This window comes from Labrys sedimenti (genome assembly GCF_034424805.1).
Taxonomy (GTDB): domain Bacteria; phylum Pseudomonadota; class Alphaproteobacteria; order Rhizobiales; family Labraceae; genus Labrys; species Labrys sedimenti.
The window spans coordinates 75,418-92,349 of record NZ_JAXOUF010000008.1 but is presented as its reverse complement, the minus strand read 5'-3'; the positions used below and the strand labels follow the sequence as shown (position 1 = coordinate 92,349).

The 16,932-nt window shown below is 64.9% G+C and carries 15 protein-coding genes; 11 read left to right on the top strand and 4 right to left on the bottom strand.

Annotated features, from left to right (window positions below; genetic code table 11):
* Positions 1-40 precede the first annotated feature (40 nt).
* Both ctlX and ocd read right to left on the bottom strand, forming a co-directional pair.
* Positions 41-973: a citrulline utilization hydrolase CtlX gene (gene ctlX, locus U1R88_RS21940; protein WP_322433159.1), complete on the bottom strand. Its 933-nt coding sequence runs from the start codon at positions 971-973 to the stop codon at positions 41-43.
* Between the two features lie 226 nt (positions 974-1,199).
* Complete coding sequence (ocd, locus tag U1R88_RS21935; RefSeq protein ID WP_322433158.1) at positions 1,200-2,249, bottom strand: ornithine cyclodeaminase; 1,050 nt, start codon at positions 2,247-2,249, stop codon at positions 1,200-1,202.
* A 122-nt stretch (positions 2,250-2,371) separates the two neighbouring features.
* Between ocd and U1R88_RS21930 the strand changes: the two genes are divergently transcribed.
* The 3 genes from U1R88_RS21930 (at position 2,372) to U1R88_RS21920 (ending at position 5,873) form a co-directional block, all read left to right on the top strand.
* Positions 2,372-2,830 carry an Lrp/AsnC family transcriptional regulator gene (locus U1R88_RS21930; protein ID WP_322433157.1) on the top strand — a complete coding sequence of 153 codons (459 nt, stop codon included), beginning with the start codon at positions 2,372-2,374 and terminating at the stop codon, positions 2,828-2,830.
* 398 nt (positions 2,831-3,228) lie between these two features.
* On the top strand, positions 3,229-3,681 hold the full coding sequence (locus U1R88_RS21925; protein ID WP_068289035.1) for a (2Fe-2S)-binding protein: 453 nt from the start codon (positions 3,229-3,231) through the stop codon (positions 3,679-3,681).
* A 14-nt stretch (positions 3,682-3,695) separates the two neighbouring features.
* Complete coding sequence (locus U1R88_RS21920; RefSeq protein ID WP_322433156.1) at positions 3,696-5,873, top strand: xanthine dehydrogenase family protein molybdopterin-binding subunit; 2,178 nt, start codon at positions 3,696-3,698, stop codon at positions 5,871-5,873.
* Positions 5,874-6,150: 277 nt separating this feature from the next.
* Here U1R88_RS21920 and U1R88_RS21915 read toward each other — a convergent pair whose 3' ends face one another.
* Positions 6,151-7,398: an NAD(P)-binding domain-containing protein gene (locus U1R88_RS21915; protein WP_322433155.1), complete on the bottom strand. Its 1,248-nt coding sequence runs from the start codon at positions 7,396-7,398 to the stop codon at positions 6,151-6,153.
* Positions 7,399-7,457: 59 nt separating this feature from the next.
* Here U1R88_RS21915 and U1R88_RS21910 point away from each other — a divergent pair, with 59 nt between their 5' ends.
* Together U1R88_RS21910 and U1R88_RS21905 are read left to right on the top strand one after the other, a co-directional pair.
* Positions 7,458-8,126 (top strand): helix-turn-helix transcriptional regulator, encoded by a 669-nt coding sequence (locus tag U1R88_RS21910; RefSeq protein ID WP_322433154.1) that lies wholly within the window; start codon positions 7,458-7,460, stop codon positions 8,124-8,126.
* A 190-nt stretch (positions 8,127-8,316) separates the two neighbouring features.
* On the top strand, positions 8,317-9,627 hold the full coding sequence (locus U1R88_RS21905) for an MFS transporter (RefSeq protein WP_322433153.1): 1,311 nt from the start codon (positions 8,317-8,319) through the stop codon (positions 9,625-9,627).
* Between the two features lie 83 nt (positions 9,628-9,710).
* On the opposite strand, the gene U1R88_RS21900 is transcribed toward U1R88_RS21905, so the two are convergent.
* A complete protein-coding gene (locus U1R88_RS21900; RefSeq protein WP_068289025.1) occupies positions 9,711-10,097 on the bottom strand; it encodes a c-type cytochrome in 387 nt (128 codons plus the stop codon).
* 301 nt (positions 10,098-10,398) lie between these two features.
* On the opposite strand from U1R88_RS21900, the gene U1R88_RS21895 reads away from it, so the two are divergent.
* The 6 genes from U1R88_RS21895 (at position 10,399) to U1R88_RS21870 (ending at position 16,893) form a co-directional block, all read left to right on the top strand.
* Positions 10,399-11,385: an ABC transporter substrate-binding protein gene (locus tag U1R88_RS21895; protein WP_322433152.1), complete on the top strand. Its 987-nt coding sequence runs from the start codon at positions 10,399-10,401 to the stop codon at positions 11,383-11,385.
* A complete protein-coding gene (locus U1R88_RS21890) occupies positions 11,370-12,155 on the top strand; it encodes an ABC transporter permease (RefSeq protein WP_322433151.1) in 786 nt (261 codons plus the stop codon). The genes U1R88_RS21895 and U1R88_RS21890 overlap by 16 nt, the downstream gene beginning before the upstream one ends.
* Positions 12,124-12,855, top strand: a complete 732-nt coding sequence (locus U1R88_RS21885) for an ABC transporter ATP-binding protein (protein WP_322433150.1) — start codon at positions 12,124-12,126, stop codon at positions 12,853-12,855. The genes U1R88_RS21890 and U1R88_RS21885 overlap by 32 nt, the downstream gene beginning before the upstream one ends.
* A gap of 234 nt (positions 12,856-13,089) precedes the next feature.
* Entirely contained in the window at positions 13,090-13,935 is an 846-nt protein-coding gene (locus U1R88_RS21880) for a quinoprotein relay system zinc metallohydrolase 2 (protein WP_322433149.1), read from the top strand.
* 353 nt (positions 13,936-14,288) lie between these two features.
* Positions 14,289-16,091, top strand: a complete 1,803-nt coding sequence (xoxF5, locus tag U1R88_RS21875) for a lanthanide-dependent methanol dehydrogenase XoxF5 (RefSeq protein WP_068289019.1) — start codon at positions 14,289-14,291, stop codon at positions 16,089-16,091.
* Positions 16,092-16,347: 256 nt separating this feature from the next.
* Positions 16,348-16,893, top strand: coding sequence for a c-type cytochrome, methanol metabolism-related (locus U1R88_RS21870; protein WP_082979766.1), 546 nt, complete (start codon positions 16,348-16,350; stop codon positions 16,891-16,893).
* Positions 16,894-16,932: the final 39 nt, after the last annotated feature.

The window sequence follows — 16,932 nt, the reverse complement described above, 5'->3', positions numbered from 1 at the left end:
GCGATTGTCTGGATGTCGTTCACAGAAAGTGCATCCTCCCTCACCCCCGCGGCGTCAGATGCACGCCCGCCAGAGTACACCGCACCGAACCCCCCGCGCGTTCGATGGTCGGAATATCAAGCGCGACGCAAATGGCGCTTTGCTCGATAATCTCGCGCTGCTCGGGCGTCAGGGCGGCGAGGGCCGTGGTCGAGAGGGCGAGGATCCTCCCGTCTCTGCCCTGCAATTCGATTGCGTTGCCGGCAAAGTTCTCGATCTGGCGGTTGCTCAGTGCCAGCACGTCGCGGCCGGAGCGTTCGAGGCGGGCGATGATTTCGGCCTTGCGGGCGGCATCGACGATCATGTCCAAGCCGATCAGCACGAAATCCGTGGCGATGCACATCAGCACATTGGTGTGGTAGATCGCGGCGCCCTTGTCGTCGAGGGCGTCGAAGGCCATCGGCTCGAAGTTGAAATGGGTGCAGAAGCGCTCGAGGGCGATCGGGTCGGTGCGGTCGGAGCGCACGGCATAGGCCACCCTGTCGATATGGTCGAGCACCATGGCGCCGGTGCCTTCCAGGAACAGGCCGTCGGGCTCCAGGCCCGAATAGTCGATGACCTCCTGCACGCGGTAATCGGTCTTCAGCATCTCGATGACGTCGGCCCGGCGCTCGCGCCGCCGGCTCGGCGCCTTCATCGGATAGATCGCGACATGGCCGCCGGCATGGGTGGAGAACCAGTTGTTGGGAAACACCGAATCCGGGGTTACCAGGCTCTCGTCCTCGAAGAGATGCACGGTGACGCCATGGGCCGACAGCGTCTGCGCGGCCCGGGTGATCTCGGCATGAGCGAGCGGGGCGAGGTCTTCCCCGCCGCTGCCCGCGACCTGGAAATGATTGTCGGCGGCCGTCTCGGTGTTGACGGTGAAGTGGTGCGGGCGAACCATCACCACGGCGGAGGGGGCCTGGACCGAAAAGGCAGGGCGCTTGGACATGGGGGCTCCGGGGGGCTGTCGCGTTGGTTCGTGGATGATGAATCGCAAGGGGTGTCATCCCCGGCCGAGGCGCTCGCGAGCGGAGCGAGGGAGGGCGAGGGTATCGTCACAAGCTTTGCTTGTGACTGGGATCCAGGGGCCGCAAGTCGAGCCCTTCAACCCCTGGATTCCCTTCCCGCCACCTCCGGTGGCGCCGGGAATGACAGATATAGTTCTAAGGCCCCCCTCAGCGGGCGCGCTGCAGCATGCCGAAGAGGTCGCGCGGGTCGTCGGGATCGGCGATCATGTCGAGCTCCTGGTAGAAATCGGTGCCGACGATCTGGGCGCGCAGATAGCGCAGGGCCGAGAAGTCCTCGATGGCGAAGCCCACGCTGTCGAACAGGGTGATCTGGCGCTCGTCGCGCCGGCCCGGCACCTGGCCGGTGACGACCTGCCAGAGCTCGGTGATCGGGTAGGAGCGGTCCATCTGCTGGATCTCGCCCTCGATCCAGGTCTGCGGCGGATATTCCACGAAGCAGTCGGCGCGCAGCAGGATGTCCTTGTGCAGCTCGGTCTTGCCGGGGCAGTCGCCGCCGATGGCGTTGATGTGAATGCCGGGGCCGACCATGTTGTCGGTGAGGATGGTGGCGAACTGCTTGTCGGCGGTACAGGTGGTGACGATGGCGGCGCCCTCGATCGCCTGCTGCGAGGAGCTGCAGGGGATGACGGTGAGGCCGCTGCCCTGCAGGTTGCGGGCGGTCTTCTCGGTGGCGCGGGAATCGATGTCGTAGAGCCTGACAGTGTCGATGCCGCACACCGCCTTCATGGCGAGGGCCTGGAACTCGGCCTGGGCGCCATTGCCGATCATCGCCATCACCGTGCCGCCTTTGGGGGCGAGGTGGCGGGCGGCCATGGCCGAGGTCGCCGCGGTGCGCAACGCCGTCAGCAGCGTCATCTCGGTCAGCAGCACGGGATAGCCGGTGGCGACATCGGCGAGCAGGCCGAAGGCCGTGACGGTCTGCAGGCCCTCGGCGGTGTTCTTCGGGTGGCCGTTGACATATTTGAAGCCGTAGATGGTGCCGTCCGAGGTCGGCATCAGCTCGATCACGCCGTCCCGCGAATGGCTGGCGACGCGCGGGGTCTTGTCGAAGCTCTCCCAGCGGCCGAAATCCTCCTCGATCAGGTCGGTGAGCTCGGCCAGCACCCGCTCGATACCGAGATGGTGGACGAGGCGCATCATGTTCTCGACGCTGACGAAAGGCACCATCGCCTTCTGTGAGGGCAGGGGAGCGGTCATCGAAAAATCCCTGAACGGTCAATGTTGGCCTTAGCCTAGGCCGTCCGGATGTTCACCGAAATCGCAATCCTGTGCTAGAACCGTCAGTCCATTGAACAGATTGCCAGGTCGGATTGTAAAAAATGTCAGTGACGGGGCGGGACGCCGAGACGGTCAAATATATTCCCGATGCGCTCGACCGCGGCATCATCGCGCATCTGCGCACCGATGGGCGGGCCTCGCTCTCCAAGCTCGCCGATGCGCTGGGCGTGGCGCGCGGCACCGTGCAGAACCGGCTCGACCGCCTGATCGAGACTGGTACGCTGCTCGGCTTCACCGCCCGCGTCCGCGAGGATTACGACATGAACGCCGTGCATGCGGTGACGATGATCGAGGTGGTCGGCAAGTCGACCACGCAGGTCATCCGCAAGCTGCGCGGCCTGCCGGAGGTGCACACGCTGCACACCACCAACGGCAATTGGGACCTGGTCGCCAACATCCGCGCCGCGAGTCTCGCCGAATTCGACCGCGTGCTGCGCGAGGTCCGGCTGATCGACGGGGTGTCGAACAGCGAGACGAGCCTGCTGCTGAGCAGTGTGTGAGGGATGGCTGCGGGCTTCGCGCATTCCGCTCAGCAGGAAGAGGCTCGACTATCCCTCCCCGACTTCGGGGAGGGTGGCCCGAAGGGCCGGGTGGGGGAGCGTGGCGCAAATGCCCCTGGAGTTGACAGGTCGGCGCCACTCTCCCCCTTCCGTCGCTGCCATGCAGCGATGGAAGGAACATCTTCGTTTACGAAGATGTTCCGGACTTCCCCGAAACCGGGGAAGGATTTCCGCTCTTTATCTGTGACGCGAGAGATCCGTGCATCGGGCAACTTGCAGGTGCCCCAAAGCCCACACCGGCTTGTGATCGATTGAACCCTTGCCCCGACAGGCCTAGGCTGATTGTCTGGAATCGCTCCAAGGAGGGGATATGCCCTTCCGACTCGCGGGAGACTGCCATGGCCTATACCATCAAGATCAACGGAACCGCTCACACCATCGATGCCGATGGCGACACGCCGCTGTTATGGGTGCTGCGTGACATTCTGGGCATGACCGGCACCAAGTTCGGCTGCGGTGCCGCGCTGTGCGGCGCCTGCACCGTGCATGTCGACGGCACGGCGACGCGTTCCTGCATCACGCCGCTGGAAAGCGTCGGCGAGAGCGCCGTCACCACCATCGAGGCGATCGGGCAGACCCCGCAGGGCAAGGCTCTGCAGCAGGCCTGGCTCGATCTCGAAGTGGTGCAGTGCGGCTATTGCCAGTCCGGCCAGCTGATGTCGGCCGCGGCCCTGCTCACCGCCACGCCCAAGCCGAGCGACGAGGACATCGATGCCGCCATGTCCGGCAATGTCTGCCGCTGCGGCACCTATCAGCGTATCCGCGCCGCCATCCATCACGCTGCCGCTTGAGGGAGGAAGGGATCATGCCCGACGGTACCGATACATATTCACGCCTCGATCGCCGCGCCTTCCTGAAGGCGGGAGCCGCCATCGGCGGCGGCTTCGTTCTCACGCTCGCTCTGCCGCCGCTGGCCGGATCGCCGGTCGCCGCGGCCGAAGCTGGGGAATTCGCCCCCAACGCCTTCATCCGCATCGACAGGCAGGGCCTGGTGACGCTGGTGATGCCGATGGTCGAGATGGGCCAGGGCGTCTACACCGCCCAGGCCATGCTGCTGGCCGAGGAGCTGGAAGTCGGCCTCCACCAGGTCAGGCTCGAACATGCCCCGCCCGACGACAAGCTCTATGGCAATGCCCTGCTCGGCAGCCAGGCGACGGGCGGCTCCACCACCATACGCGCCTTCTGGCAGCCCTTGCGGCAGGCCGGCGCGGCGGCCCGTACCATGCTGATCGCCGCCGCCGCCAAGCGCTGGAACGTCGACGCGGCCAAGTTGACGGCCCGCGACGGCGCCGTGCTCAATCCGGCCAGCAATGCGACGCTCGGCTATGGCGAGCTCGCCGATGACGCCGCGACCATGCCGGTGCCCAAGCCCGAGAGCATCACCCTCAAGGACCCCAAGGATTTCAAGCTGCTGGGCACGCCGGCCAAGCGGCTGGATACGCCGGACAAGGTGGTCGGCAAGGCCGAGTTCGGCATCGACGTCAAGCTGCCCGGCATGAAGGTCGCCGCCATCGCCATCTCGCCGGTGTTCGGCGGCAAGCCCAAATCCGTGGACGACAAGGCGGCGCTCGCCGTCAAGGGCGTCAGGCAGGTGGTCAAGACCGACGACGCCGTCGCCGTGGTCGCCGACCATATGGGCGCGGCCAAGAAGGGCCTCGCCGCCGCCAACATCACCTGGGACGACGGGCCGAACGCCAAGGTCGACAGCGCCCAGATCGTCAGCCAGCTCACGGAGGCCTCCAAGCAGCCGGGCGCGGTGGCCCGCAACGAGGGCGACACCGCCAAGGCGCTCGCCGGCGCGGCCACGAAGCTCGAAGCCATCTACCAGGTGCCCTTCCTCGCCCATGCCGCCATGGAGCCGATGAACTGCACCGTGCATGTGCGCAAGGATGGCTGCGAGGTCTGGGTCGGCACGCAGGTGCCCACCATGGCCCAGGCGGTCGCGGCCGAGATCACCGGCCTGCCCAAGGACAAGGTCAAGGTCTACAACCACCTGATCGGCGGCGGCTTCGGGCGCCGGCTGGAGGCCGACGGCGTGGCGCGCGCCGTCAAGGTGGCGCAGCAGGTCGACGGGCCTGTGAAGGTGATCTGGAGCCGCGAGGAGGATATCCAGCACGACATGTACCGGCCCTATTATTTCGACCGGATGTCGGCGGGGCTCGATGCTTCCGGTAAGCCGGTGGCCTGGACCCATCGCATTTCCGGCTCCTCGATCCTGGCGCGCTACTTCCCGCCGGCCTTCAAGGACGGCATCGATTCCGATGCGGTGGAGGCGGCGGCCGAACCACCCTATGCCCTGCCCAACATCCATGTCGACTATGTCCGGGTCGAACCGCCGGGCATCCCGACTTCCTGGTGGCGCGGCGTCGGGCCGACGCACAACGTCTTCGTGGTCGAGAGCTTCATGGACGAGCTGGCCGCCGCGGCCAAGGCGGACCCGGTCGCCTATCGCAAGGAACTGCTCGCCAACAACCCGCGGGCGCTCGGCGTGCTCACGCTGGCGGCCGAGAAGGCGGGTTGGGGCCAGCCGCTGCCCAAGGGGCGCGGGCGCGGCGTCTCGGTGCAGTTCGCCTTCGGCAGCTTCATGTCGATGGTGGCCGAAGTCGAGACGGCCGCCGACGGCACGCTCAAGGTGCATCGCCTCACCTGCGCCGTCGATTGCGGCCTGCAGGTCAACCCGGACACCATCGCCGCGCAGGTCGAGGGTGGCGCGATCTTCGGCCTCACCGCGGCGCTGCACGGCGCCATCACCTTGAAGGACGGCCGGGTAGAGCAGGGCAATTTCGACACCTATCTGCCCATGCGCATCGACGAGGTGCCTATCATCGAGACCCATCTGGTCAAGAGCGCCGAAGCCCCCGGCGGCATCGGGGAGACGGCGACGGTCGCCGTCGGCCCGGCCGTCGCCAACGCCGTCTTCGCCGCGACCGGCAAGCGCGTGCGCACGCTGCCGATCGACACGGATGCGCTGAAGACCGGGTGAGGACCCGCTCTGCCTGAAGCTTGGCAAACAGGAAAGTGGCAGAAAGGGGCGCGATTATCCTTCCCCGGCTTCGGGGAAGGTGGCCGAACGCAGTGAGGTCGGATGGGGTAGAGTGGCGCGTTGCACGCCAAATTTGGCAAACTCGCGCCACTCTCCCCCTTCCGTCACTGCTACGCAGCGACACCTTCCCCGAAATCGGGGAAGGATCTCGCAGCTTTGTCCTGGCAGGGTGGAGACTGCGCACCGAATGCCACCTCGTGGAAAGGCTGGTCAGGCCTTACTCCGCAGGAGCCGTGCTCATCGGCTGACCGCCGATCCCCAGCGTCGCCGTCAGCCCCCGGGCGGCCGCGGCGCCGGCGCGGTTGGCGCCGATGGTGGAGGCCGAGGGGCCGTAGCCGACCAGATGGATGCGTGGGTCCCGGGCGACCTCGGTCGCCAGGCGGCCCGTCATCACGATGCCGCCATCGTCCTCGCGGATCTGCAGCGGCGCCAGATGGTCGAGCGAGGAACGAAAGCCGGTGCACCACAGGATGACGTCGACCTTCTCCTCACTGCCATCGGCCCAGCGCACGCCCTCCGGTGTGATCTGGCTGAACATCGGCCGGCGTGCCAGCACGCCGCGCTCGCGTGCGGCTCGTAGCGCCGGCGTGAGCGGCAGGCCGGTGACCGAGACGATGGAGCCGGGCACGAGGCCCCGCCTGACCCGGTCTTCGACGAGAGCGACAGCGGCCCGCCCGTCCTCGGGCGTGAAGGGACGCTCGCGGAACTGCGGCTCGCGGCGGGTCACCCAGATCGTCTCGGTCACGCGCGAGATCTCGTCGAGGATCTGCACGGCCGAGATGCCGCCGCCGACCACGAGGACGCGCTGGCCGGCAAAGGCTTCGGCGGTCCGGTAGTCGCGGGTGTGGAGCTGGCGCCCCCCAAAACTCTCCCGGCCGGGATAGTCGGGAATATAGGGCGTCTCCCAGGTGCCGGTCGCGTTGATGAGGCCGCGGGCCGAGAAGGTCTCTCTATCCGTCTCGACCCGGAAGCGTTCGCCGCGCCCGCACACCACCTTGACCGTCACCGGCCGATAGACGGGCAGTTCGAACTTGCGCTCATAGGCCTCGTAATAGCGCGGCACCGCTTCCGCCGCCGGCACCTCGGTGAGGCCGGGATCGATGACATCGGCAAAGGCCATGCCGGGGAGGTCGTGCACCCGGTTGACGGTGCTCAGCGTCAAAGACGGCCAGCGATATTGCCAGGCCCCGCCCGGCGCGGGCGCCTTGTCCAGCACCAGGAAACCGCGGCCGGGCGCCAGGCCGAGTTCGTGCAGGTGATAGGCGCTCGCGAGCCCGGCCTGGCCGGCGCCGATGACGACGATGTCCACCTTGTAGGCGAGGTGGACGTCCCGCGCGCTTGCCGGGTCTGCGAGGGGCGAAGCGGCCTTCGCTCCATCTTCATCATGCTGAGCCATGCTGCGAGAGTGGCGGCCGGGTTGCCGGAATTCAAGGGGGGCGGCGACGGCGCCATCGCGCGATTGCATCACGCTGCCTGAAATCCTATAAAGCAAGTATATGCTTTGAATATAAGCTGCTGAGGATCATGTCGACGCCGGAGCTGGAAAATTCGAGCCTGCAGACACGGCCCGGACCCGACCGCCTGTTGTTCCTCTTGAAGACCAAGGGGCAGCAGACGGCGGCCGAGCTCGGCAAGGCGATCGGCACGACCGGCGAGAATGCGCGCCAGCAATTGATGAAGCTCGCCGCCGAAGGCCTGGTCGAGACCGAATCGGTGGCCCGGGGCGTCGGCCGGCCCTCCCAGTTCTGGCGGCTTACGGCGCAGGGGCATGGCCGTTTTCCCGATACCCATGCCGAGCTGACGGTCGGCCTCTTGCGCAACATCCGTGACCTGCTCGGCCCGGAGGCGCTCGAGCGCCTGATCGCGGCGCGCGAGGACGAGATGCGCGCGGCCTATCAGGCCGAGCTCGGCCGGCTTGAGGGCACGGATGCCCGCGTGGCGGCACTGGCGAAGATCCGCACGCGCGAAGGCTACATGGCCGAACAGCGCCCTGCCAAGGATGGAGAGGGCTGGCTCCTCATCGAGAATCACTGCCCGATCTGCGCGGCCGCCACGGCCTGCCAGGGCTTCTGCCGCTCCGAGCTCGCCATTTTCCGCGAAATGCTCGGCCCGCACTGCTCGGTGGAGAGAACCGAGCATATCGTCCACGGCGCCCGGCGCTGTGCCTACCGCATCCGGGAAGAGGCGCCCTAAAGGACGGGGCGCCGGCGCATTTTGTGATTTGACGGAATCGGTGGGAATCGCAAGGTCGCGTCAGAACAAGGCGCTGGGGTGAGAGCGTTCCGTCGTGAGCGCGCTTGCCACCGGCGTCGGAAAGGCGATGTGCCGGCTGGGCAAACGAGGCCAGCCGTAAGCATCCGCCGGCAAAGGGAAGGATTGCCTGATGAGCGCCACGGCGAATCAGGACGGACAGGCGATCGAGGCGTCGACGGTGCGGGCGGTGTCATGGCGCCTGCTGCCGTTCCTGATGCTGGCCTATCTCCTGGCCTATCTCGACCGCGTCAATCTCGGCTTTGCCGCCCTGACCATGAATGACGAGCTGAAATTCTCGCCCCTGGTGTTCAGCTGGGGCGCCGGCATCTTCTTCATCGGCTATTTTCTGTTCGAAGTGCCGAGCAACGTCATCCTGCACAGGGTCGGTGCCAGCCGCTGGATCGCCCGCATCATGGTGAGCTGGGGCATCGTCTCGGCGCTGATGGCGCTGGTCGCAGGTCCCGTCAGCTTCTATGTGCTGCGCTTCCTGCTCGGCGTGGCCGAGGCCGGTTTCTTTCCCGGCATCATCCTCTATCTGACCTATTGGTACCCGGCCAAATACCGCGCCCGCATCCTCGCCGCCTTTGCCGTGGCGGTGCCGGTATCGACCGTGATCGGTGCCCCGATTTCAGGCTATCTGCTGGGCCTGGACGGCGTCGGCGGTCTCAAGGGCTGGCAATGGCTCTTCATTCTGGAGGGCCTGCCGGCAGCCCTGCTCGGCATCGTGACCTGGTTCTATCTCACCGACCGCCCGGCGTCGGCAGCCTGGCTCGGTCCCGAGCAGAAGCGCTGGCTTTCCGACCGCCTGGCGCGCGAGGAGGGCGCGAGGAAGGCCGCGCACCATATGAGCCTGCGCCAGGCACTGGCCTCGCCCAGGGTCCTGGTCCTGAGCCTGGTCTATTTCGGTTTCGTCGGGGCGCTCTACGGCATGCAGTTCTGGCTGCCGCAGATCGTGAAGGCCTTCGGCCTCAGCAACATCCAGACCGGCTTCGTCACCGCGATCCCCTATGTGTTCGGCTCGGTCGCCATGGTGCTGTGGGCGCAGCATTCGGACCGCACCCGCGAACGGGTCTGGCATGTCGCGCTGCCGCTCCTCCTCATCGCCCTGTCCCTGGCGGCGGCCAGCGCACTCAGCGATCCCGTGCTGACCATGATCGCCCTGACGGTGGCGGCCATCGGGGTGTTCTGCACCTTCTCGCTGTTCTGGACCCTGCCGACGGCTTTCCTGAGCGGGGCGTCGGCGGCGGCGGGCATCGCCCTGATCAATTCGATCGGCAATCTCGCCGGCTTCGGCGGGCCCTATCTGATCGGCTGGTTCAAGGACCAGACCGGCGGCACCGCCATGGGGCTTCTGGCCCTGTCGCTGCTGCCGCTGGTCTCGGCCCTGCTGGTCCTGGGCCTGGGACATGATTCTAAGACGGAATTCGCCGCCGCCGAATGACGGGTGCGCAAACGGCGGGCAGGCCTGGACCCCATCCGCCCGTCGCCGGTTTCAGTGTAGGCATGCAGCGGCTGCCGGCCGTCTCAAGGTGCCTTCTTGCCGCTGGCGTCGAACTGCTTGAGATAGGCGATGACATTGGCGATGTCGTCGGGCTTCGACAGGCCGACAAAGGCCATCTTGTTGCCGGGTACCTTCTGTTTTGGGCTCTTAAGATATTCTGAGAGAGTGTCCTCCGCCCAGGTCAGGCCGGCACTCTTCATTGCTGGTGAATAGGTGTAAGTTTCTACAGACCCGGATTTACGACCGATTATTCCATTCAACTCAGGGCCAACGGCGTTCTTTGCGGTCTCTCCAACCTGATGGCAAACTTTACACTTAATGAATACTTTCTCTCCAAGTGCCGCGTCTTGCGCAAGCGCGGCGCTTGATATCAGGATAGAGGCAAGAATTCCGACGGCGACCTGTCGCATTTTCTCTCCCTTTCGGCCATTCATCCGAAGTCATCGAAGGTTAAGCTTAATTTCTGCTTATTTTGTTCTTCATATATCGTGTTGCGTTGTGAATCAGTCTAGGCGCAACGTAAAGTGACTGGACAGCATGAAGAATGATGATCACACTCCTTGTCAAGAATAGATATTATCTGCACAGGGAGGATGCGCGCTTGGTAGCCGGCGATTTCGGCTCGCTCCCGGTTCGGCAGCGGCGGCCTTTTCAGAAACAATTTGATGGGGTTGGGCGTGCCATGGCGCGTTTCGACGGTGGATTGCCGCAATGATGAAACGGCGACAATTTCTCGCGCTTGCGGCTGCGGGCCTGGGTGCGGGCTTTCTGGGTTCTGCCGGGGCGGCCCGGGCGCAGCTGGCGCCGCTGCGCCTGGGGGTTCTGTCCTTCGGCACCGTCGAATGGGAGCTTGCCGCCATCCGCGCGCTCGGCCTGGACGAGGCTGCGGGCTTGAGGATCGAACCGCTCAAGCTCGCCTCTAACGACGCGGCGCGCATCGCCTTCCTGGGCGATGCCGTTGACAGCATCGTCTCCGATCTGCTCTGGGCGGCGCGCATGCGCGGCGAGGGGCGCGACATCGTGTTCCTGCCCTTCTCGGCATCGGAAGGAGCAGTGATGCGGGCGCCGGATTCGACGATCGCGACGGTCGCCGATCTTGCCGGCAAGCGCATCGGGGTAGCCGGCGGAGCGTTCGACAAGAGCTGGATCCTGCTGCAGGCCTATGCCCGACACCAGGCCGGCATCGACCTGGCCAAGGTGGCCGAGCCGGTGTTCGGGGCGCCTCCCCTGCTGAGCATGAAGCTGGAGCAGGGCGAACTCGATGCGGCGCTGCTCTATTGGAATTTCTGCGCGCGTCTGGAAGCCAAGGGCTTCAAGCGCCTGATCGGCGCCGACGAGGTCGCGCGCTCCTTCGGCGTCGAGGGGTCGATCTCCTTCGTCGGCTATGTCTTCAAGCGAGGCGACGAGCAACATGACAAGCGGATCGCCGCCTTTGCCGCCGCTTCCCGGCAGGCCAAGCGGGCCATGGCGAGCCAGGAGGCGATCTGGTCGCAACTCCGGCCCTTGATGCAGGCCGACGACGAGGCGACCTATAACGTCCTGAAGCGCACCTTTCTGGCCGGCATCCCCAACCGGGCGATCGCCGACGAGCAGGCCGATGCCGCCAAGCTCTACGCCAAGCTGGCCGAACTCGGCGGCGAGAAGCTGGTCGGCAAGACCGCCACCCTTCCGGAGGGGCTCTATTGGGCCGGACATTGACAGGATGGGGCAGCGGGCGTCTGGCCGGGCTCACGGCCCGGCTGGTCTCGCTGCTTGCCCTGCTGGCGATCTGGGAGGTCGCGGCCCGGCTGGCCAATGGCCCGCTGCTGCCCTCGCCGGCGGCGGTGCTCGCCTTCATCGTGGCGGAGACCCGGCGCGGCGACCTGATCGCCAATATCGGCATCACGCTGGGACGGGTTGCCGGCGCCTTCGGCGTGGCGATGCTGATCGGCAGTGCCATCGGCATCGTCCTCGGCCGCTGGCACCGGGCCAACGCGGCCTTCGATGTCTGGCTGCTGGTGCTGCTCAACATGCCGGCCCTGGTGATCGCCGTGCTGTGCTATATCTGGCTCGGGCTGACCGAAGCCGCGGCGGTGACGGCGGTCGCCCTCAACAAGATCCCTAATGTCATCGTGGTGCTGCGCGAGGGTACCCGGGCCCTCGATCGCGACCTGGAGGAAATGGCCCATGTCTATCGCTTTCCGGCGGGAACCTGGCTGCGCCATGTCCTGATGCCGCAATTGGCGCCCTATATTGCTGCGGCGGCGCGTTCGGGCCTGGCGCTGGTCTGGAAGATCGTGCTGGTGGTCGAATTGCTCGGCCGCTCGTCGGGCGTCGGCTACGCGATTTCACTCTATTTCCAGCTTTCGGATGTCACGGCGGTGCTGGGCTATGCTCTCGCTTTCACCTGCGTCATGCTCGCCATCGAATTTCTCCTGTTGCAACCCCTTGAGAAGCATGCCCGACGCTGGCGCCCCGCCCTTGCTTGACCTCAGCATTGCCAGCAAGGTCTATCGCGATGATCGCGGCAGGGCCGTGGAGGCCGTCAGGGGGCTCGACCTTTCGCTGGCCGTGGGGGAATTCACTTGCCTGATCGGCCCTTCCGGCTGCGGCAAGACCACGGCCCTGAAGATCCTGCTAGGGCTCGATCGTGATTTCGAGGGCAGGGTGGAGCCCGACATCACGGCGCTGACAGTCGGGGTAACCTTCCAGGAGCCGCGCTTGCTGCCCTGGCGGACGGTCGAACAGAATGTCCGCATCGCCTTGCCGCCGTCGCAGCGCCGGCGCGAGCTCGACGCGCTGTTCGGGCGGCTCGGCCTCACGGAATGGCGCGCGCATTATCCGCATGCGCTGTCGCTCGGCCTGCAGAGGCGCGTCGCGCTGGCTCGAGCCTTGGCACTCGAGCCGCAATTGCTGGTGCTGGACGAGCCCTTCGTATCGCTCGACGACAAGGCCGCGCTGGAACTGCGCGCCTGCCTGCTGGCTGAAGTCGCCGACCATGGCATCACGGTTCTGATGGTGACCCACAATGTGCGCGAGGCGATCGGCCTGGCCGATCGGCTGCTGTTTCTGAGCGCCCGTCCCACCCGCATCCTCCATGAGGTCGCGATCGTGGAAGCGCGTCAGGACCGGCATTCGACCTGGATCGAGGAGCAACATCGTGAATTTGCGGTGCGCTTCGACTTATAGCGTCTTTGAAAACAAGGCGCAGTGGCTGGGACCGCGGACGTCTCGTCCGCTCTTGCCCTTTCGTGCGCGTGGCGCTTCCAAGAGGCGGACGAGACGTCCGCGGTCCCAGCCGCGGCGTTTCGCGTGGGAGGGTATCGGGTGATGCGCCGGTTCGTCGTTTGGGCTCTCTTGCTCGGTATATGTTTTCTGCTACCGACGAGCGTGGCCCGGGCGCCGACGCCGACGCCTTTGCCGATGACGGAAGTGGCCGAGGGGGTCTTCGTTTTCGCTGCCCCGCATGAACTGGCCGCGCAGGGCAATGCCGATGCCATCGGCAATGCCGGCTTCATTGTCGGCAGCGAGGCGGTCGCGGTCGTCGACACGGGCGGTTCGAAGCAGGCGGGTCTTTCCTTGCTGGCGGCCATCCGCGCCCGCACCGACAAACCGATCCGCTATGTCATCGACACCCATGTTCATCCCGACCATCTGCTCGGCAATGCCGCCTTCCGCCTGCCGGGCGTGACGATCGTCGGCCATGCCAATTTGCCCGAGGCCCTGTCCGCGCGCGCCGGGACCTATCTGTCGGCGACGCGCCGGCTGATCGGGGAGACGGCCTTTGCCGGCACCGAGGCGATTCCTCCCGCCCTGCTGGTCAAGGATCGGCTCGACCTCGATCTCGGCGGCCGCCGCCTCCTGCTGGAGGCCTGGCCGACGGCCCATACCAACACCGATCTCACCGTGCTGGACGAGAAGACAGGCACTTGGTTCCTGGGAGACCTGCTCTTTGCCGGCCATGTCCCGGCGCTCGACGGCAGCCTCAAGGGTTGGATTGCCGTGATCGACACGCTGCGCTCACGCCCGGCAGCCCGTGTCGTGCCGGGCCACGGTCCGGCAGCGATGCCTTGGCCGGCGGCGGCCGATCCGATGCGGCGCTATCTCACGCGCCTGCGCGACGATGTGCGCGCGATGATCGCCGAAGGCCGGACATTGCAGGAGGCTGCGGAACGTGCGGGGCAATCCGAGCGCGACAACTGGGAGCTTTTCGACGAGTTCAATCCGCGAAATGCCACAAGTGCCTTTCATGAACTCGAATGGGAATAGCCGGCGCCGAGCGTAAGAACCATATATTACCGTCGGGATTTTTGCGGTGCACTCAATAAATGATGCAATGCACCATAATAAGGTAAAAATAAATCTAATGACATGTCAGTCAAATCTTGCATGAACTGAGCACGTTGCATAAGGTAACGCATCTTCGACTTCCAACGGCACCGTGATGGGGATCGCAGTGTCGATTCGAAAGCCAGCGGCTTATGCCTATGGCTACGAGGCGGATCCGCCGGCTGTGACACGCTGTCGAAGAGACGAGGTATCCCCAAGGCTAGAAGAACGACATCAAGTTCGGCATGTGGTCCGGCGGGACGGCATGCGTGTGGCCACTCGGAGGAAGCCCAATGAAAATATTGATAGCGTGGCTGGGCGTGGTCTGCTCGCTGTTATTCGGCGCGCAGGCCTACGCCAACGACGAAGTACAAAAGCTGACGCAGGACCCCAATCAGTGGGTGCTGCAGACCGGCGATTATGCGAATACTCGATATTCGAAACTTGACCAAATTACTGCGGAAAACGTCAAGAAGCTCCAGGTTTCCTGGACATTCTCGACAGGCGTCCTGCGCGGCCATGAAGGCTCCCCGCTGGTCGTCGGCGACATCATGTATGTCCATACGCCGTTTCCCAACACGGTCTATGCCCTCGATCTCAACAATGAAGGCAAGATCATCTGGCGTTACGATCCCAAGCAGGATCCGAACGTCATTCCCGTGATGTGCTGCGACACGGTCAATCGCGGCTTGGCCTATGCGGACGGCAAGGTGTTCCTGCACCAGGCCGACACCACCGTCGTGGCGCTCGACGCCAAGACCGGCAAGGTGGTCTGGTCCGTCGTCAACGGCGACCCGAAGAAAGGCGAGACCAACACCGCGACCGTCATGCCCGTCAAGGACAAGATCCTCGTCGGCATTTCCGGTGGTGAATTCGGCGTGCGTTGCCATCTCACCGCCTATGACCTCAAGACTGGCAAGCAAGCCTGGCGCGCCTATTCCATGGGCCCGGACGAGGAAATGCTGGTCGATCCGGAAAAGACCACCGAACTCGGCAAGCCGATCGGCAAGGATTCCAGCATCAAGACCTGGCAAGGCGACCAATGGAAAACCGGCGGCGGCTGCACCTGGGGCTGGTATTCCTATGATCCCAAGCTGAACCTGGTCTATTACGGCACGGGCAACCCCTCCACCTGGAACCCCAAGCAGCGCCCCGGCGACAACAAGTGGTCGATGACCATCTTCGCCCGTGACGCCGACACCGGCGTTGCCAAGTGGGTCTACCAAATGACGCCCCATGACGAATGGGACTATGACGGCGTCAACGAAGTCCCGCTGGTCGATCTCAAGATCGACGGCAAGGAGCACAAGGCCCTGGTCCATCTGGACCGCAACGGCTTCGGCTACACCCTCGACCGCGAGACGGGCGAGCTCCTGGTTGCCGAGAAGTATGACCCGGTCGTGAACTGGGCCACCAAGGTCGACATGGACAAGAACAGCAAGACCTATGGTCGTCCGCTGGTCGTGGCCAAATATTCGACCGAACAGAATGGTGAAGACGTCAACACCAAGGGCGTATGCCCCGCGGCTCTCGGCTCCAAGGACCAGCAGCCGATGGCCTATTCGCCCAAGACCGGCCTGTTCTACGTGCCGACCAACCATGTCTGCATGGATTACGAGCCGTTCAAGGTGAGCTACACCCCGGGCCAGCCCTATGTCGGCGCTACCCTGTCGATGTATCCAGCCCCCAACAGCCATGGCGGCATGGGCAACTTCATTGCCTGGGACGCTGCCAAGGGTAAGATCGTCTGGTCGCTGCCCGAGCAGTTCTCGGTGTGGTCCGGCCCGCTCGCGACTGCCGGCGGTGTCGTGTTCTACGGCACGCTGGAAGGCTATCTGAAGGCGATCGACGCCAAGACGGGTAAGGAACTCTACAAGTTCAAGACCCCCTCCGGCATCATCGGCAACGTGATGACCTACACCCACAAGGGCAAGCAATATGTCGCAGTGCTCTCGGGTGTCGGTGGCTGGGCCGGTATCGGCCTGGCGGCAGGCCTGACCGATCCGAATGCGGGTCTGGGCGCCGTTGGCGGCTATGCAGCCCTCAACAACTACACCGCGCTCGGCGGACAGCTGACGGTGTTCGCGCTGCCATGAGCACGTGATGCAGCAGCCAGGGCAAGGCGCGTTTGCCCTGGCTTGCCGTCTCAGGTGTCTTTGCGCCGCTTGTCGATATCGGCAAATTGCAAACCCTTTGGCCGATCATTTCGTCGGGGCTGGGGAGACGTCGTTCTTTCCCAGCCCCCTCGCCAGATAAAAACGAAGACTTCCGGCTTTCGGTGCCCTTCGGCCCGCGAAATGGTGGTCTGTGCCCTGAGTGGGAGACAAACGATTGCTTGTTCAAGCCAATCCAATGAAATCACGAGCCGGGAACCGCCCCGCCCCCCTGCATCGCAATGCGCTCTTCGGCCTGACGGCGTTGGCGCTGGGCCTTTTCGCAGCGACCTCGGCCTTCGCCGACCCGGCCAAGCCGGCCAGCAGCGAAGACGGCAAGTACAGCGATGCCGAGGGTGCACCGACCTATAACATCACTGCAGATGGCAATGTGGATTGGTATACCTTCTCCGGCTATCGGCGTTATCACTCCGAATGCACGGTCTGCCACGGTCCCGACGGCGCAGGCTCGACCTATGCGCCGGCGCTCACCGATTCCCTGAAGAAGATGAATTATGAGCAGTTCAGCACTGTCGTGGTCCAGGGTCGCAAAGATGTGAGCACGTCAAGCCAGAAGGTGATGCCGACTTTCGGCACGAACCGGAACGTGATGTGCTATCTTGATGACATCTATGTTTATCTGCGGGCGCGCAGCGATGGTGCCCTCGCGCGCGTCCGTCCCGAAAAACACGACCCCAAGCCGCAGAGTGCCAAGGATGCCGAAACGGCCTGCATGGCGAACTGAGTCCAACCTGCTTCTTGTTCCCGGCCTTGTCCTGGCCGG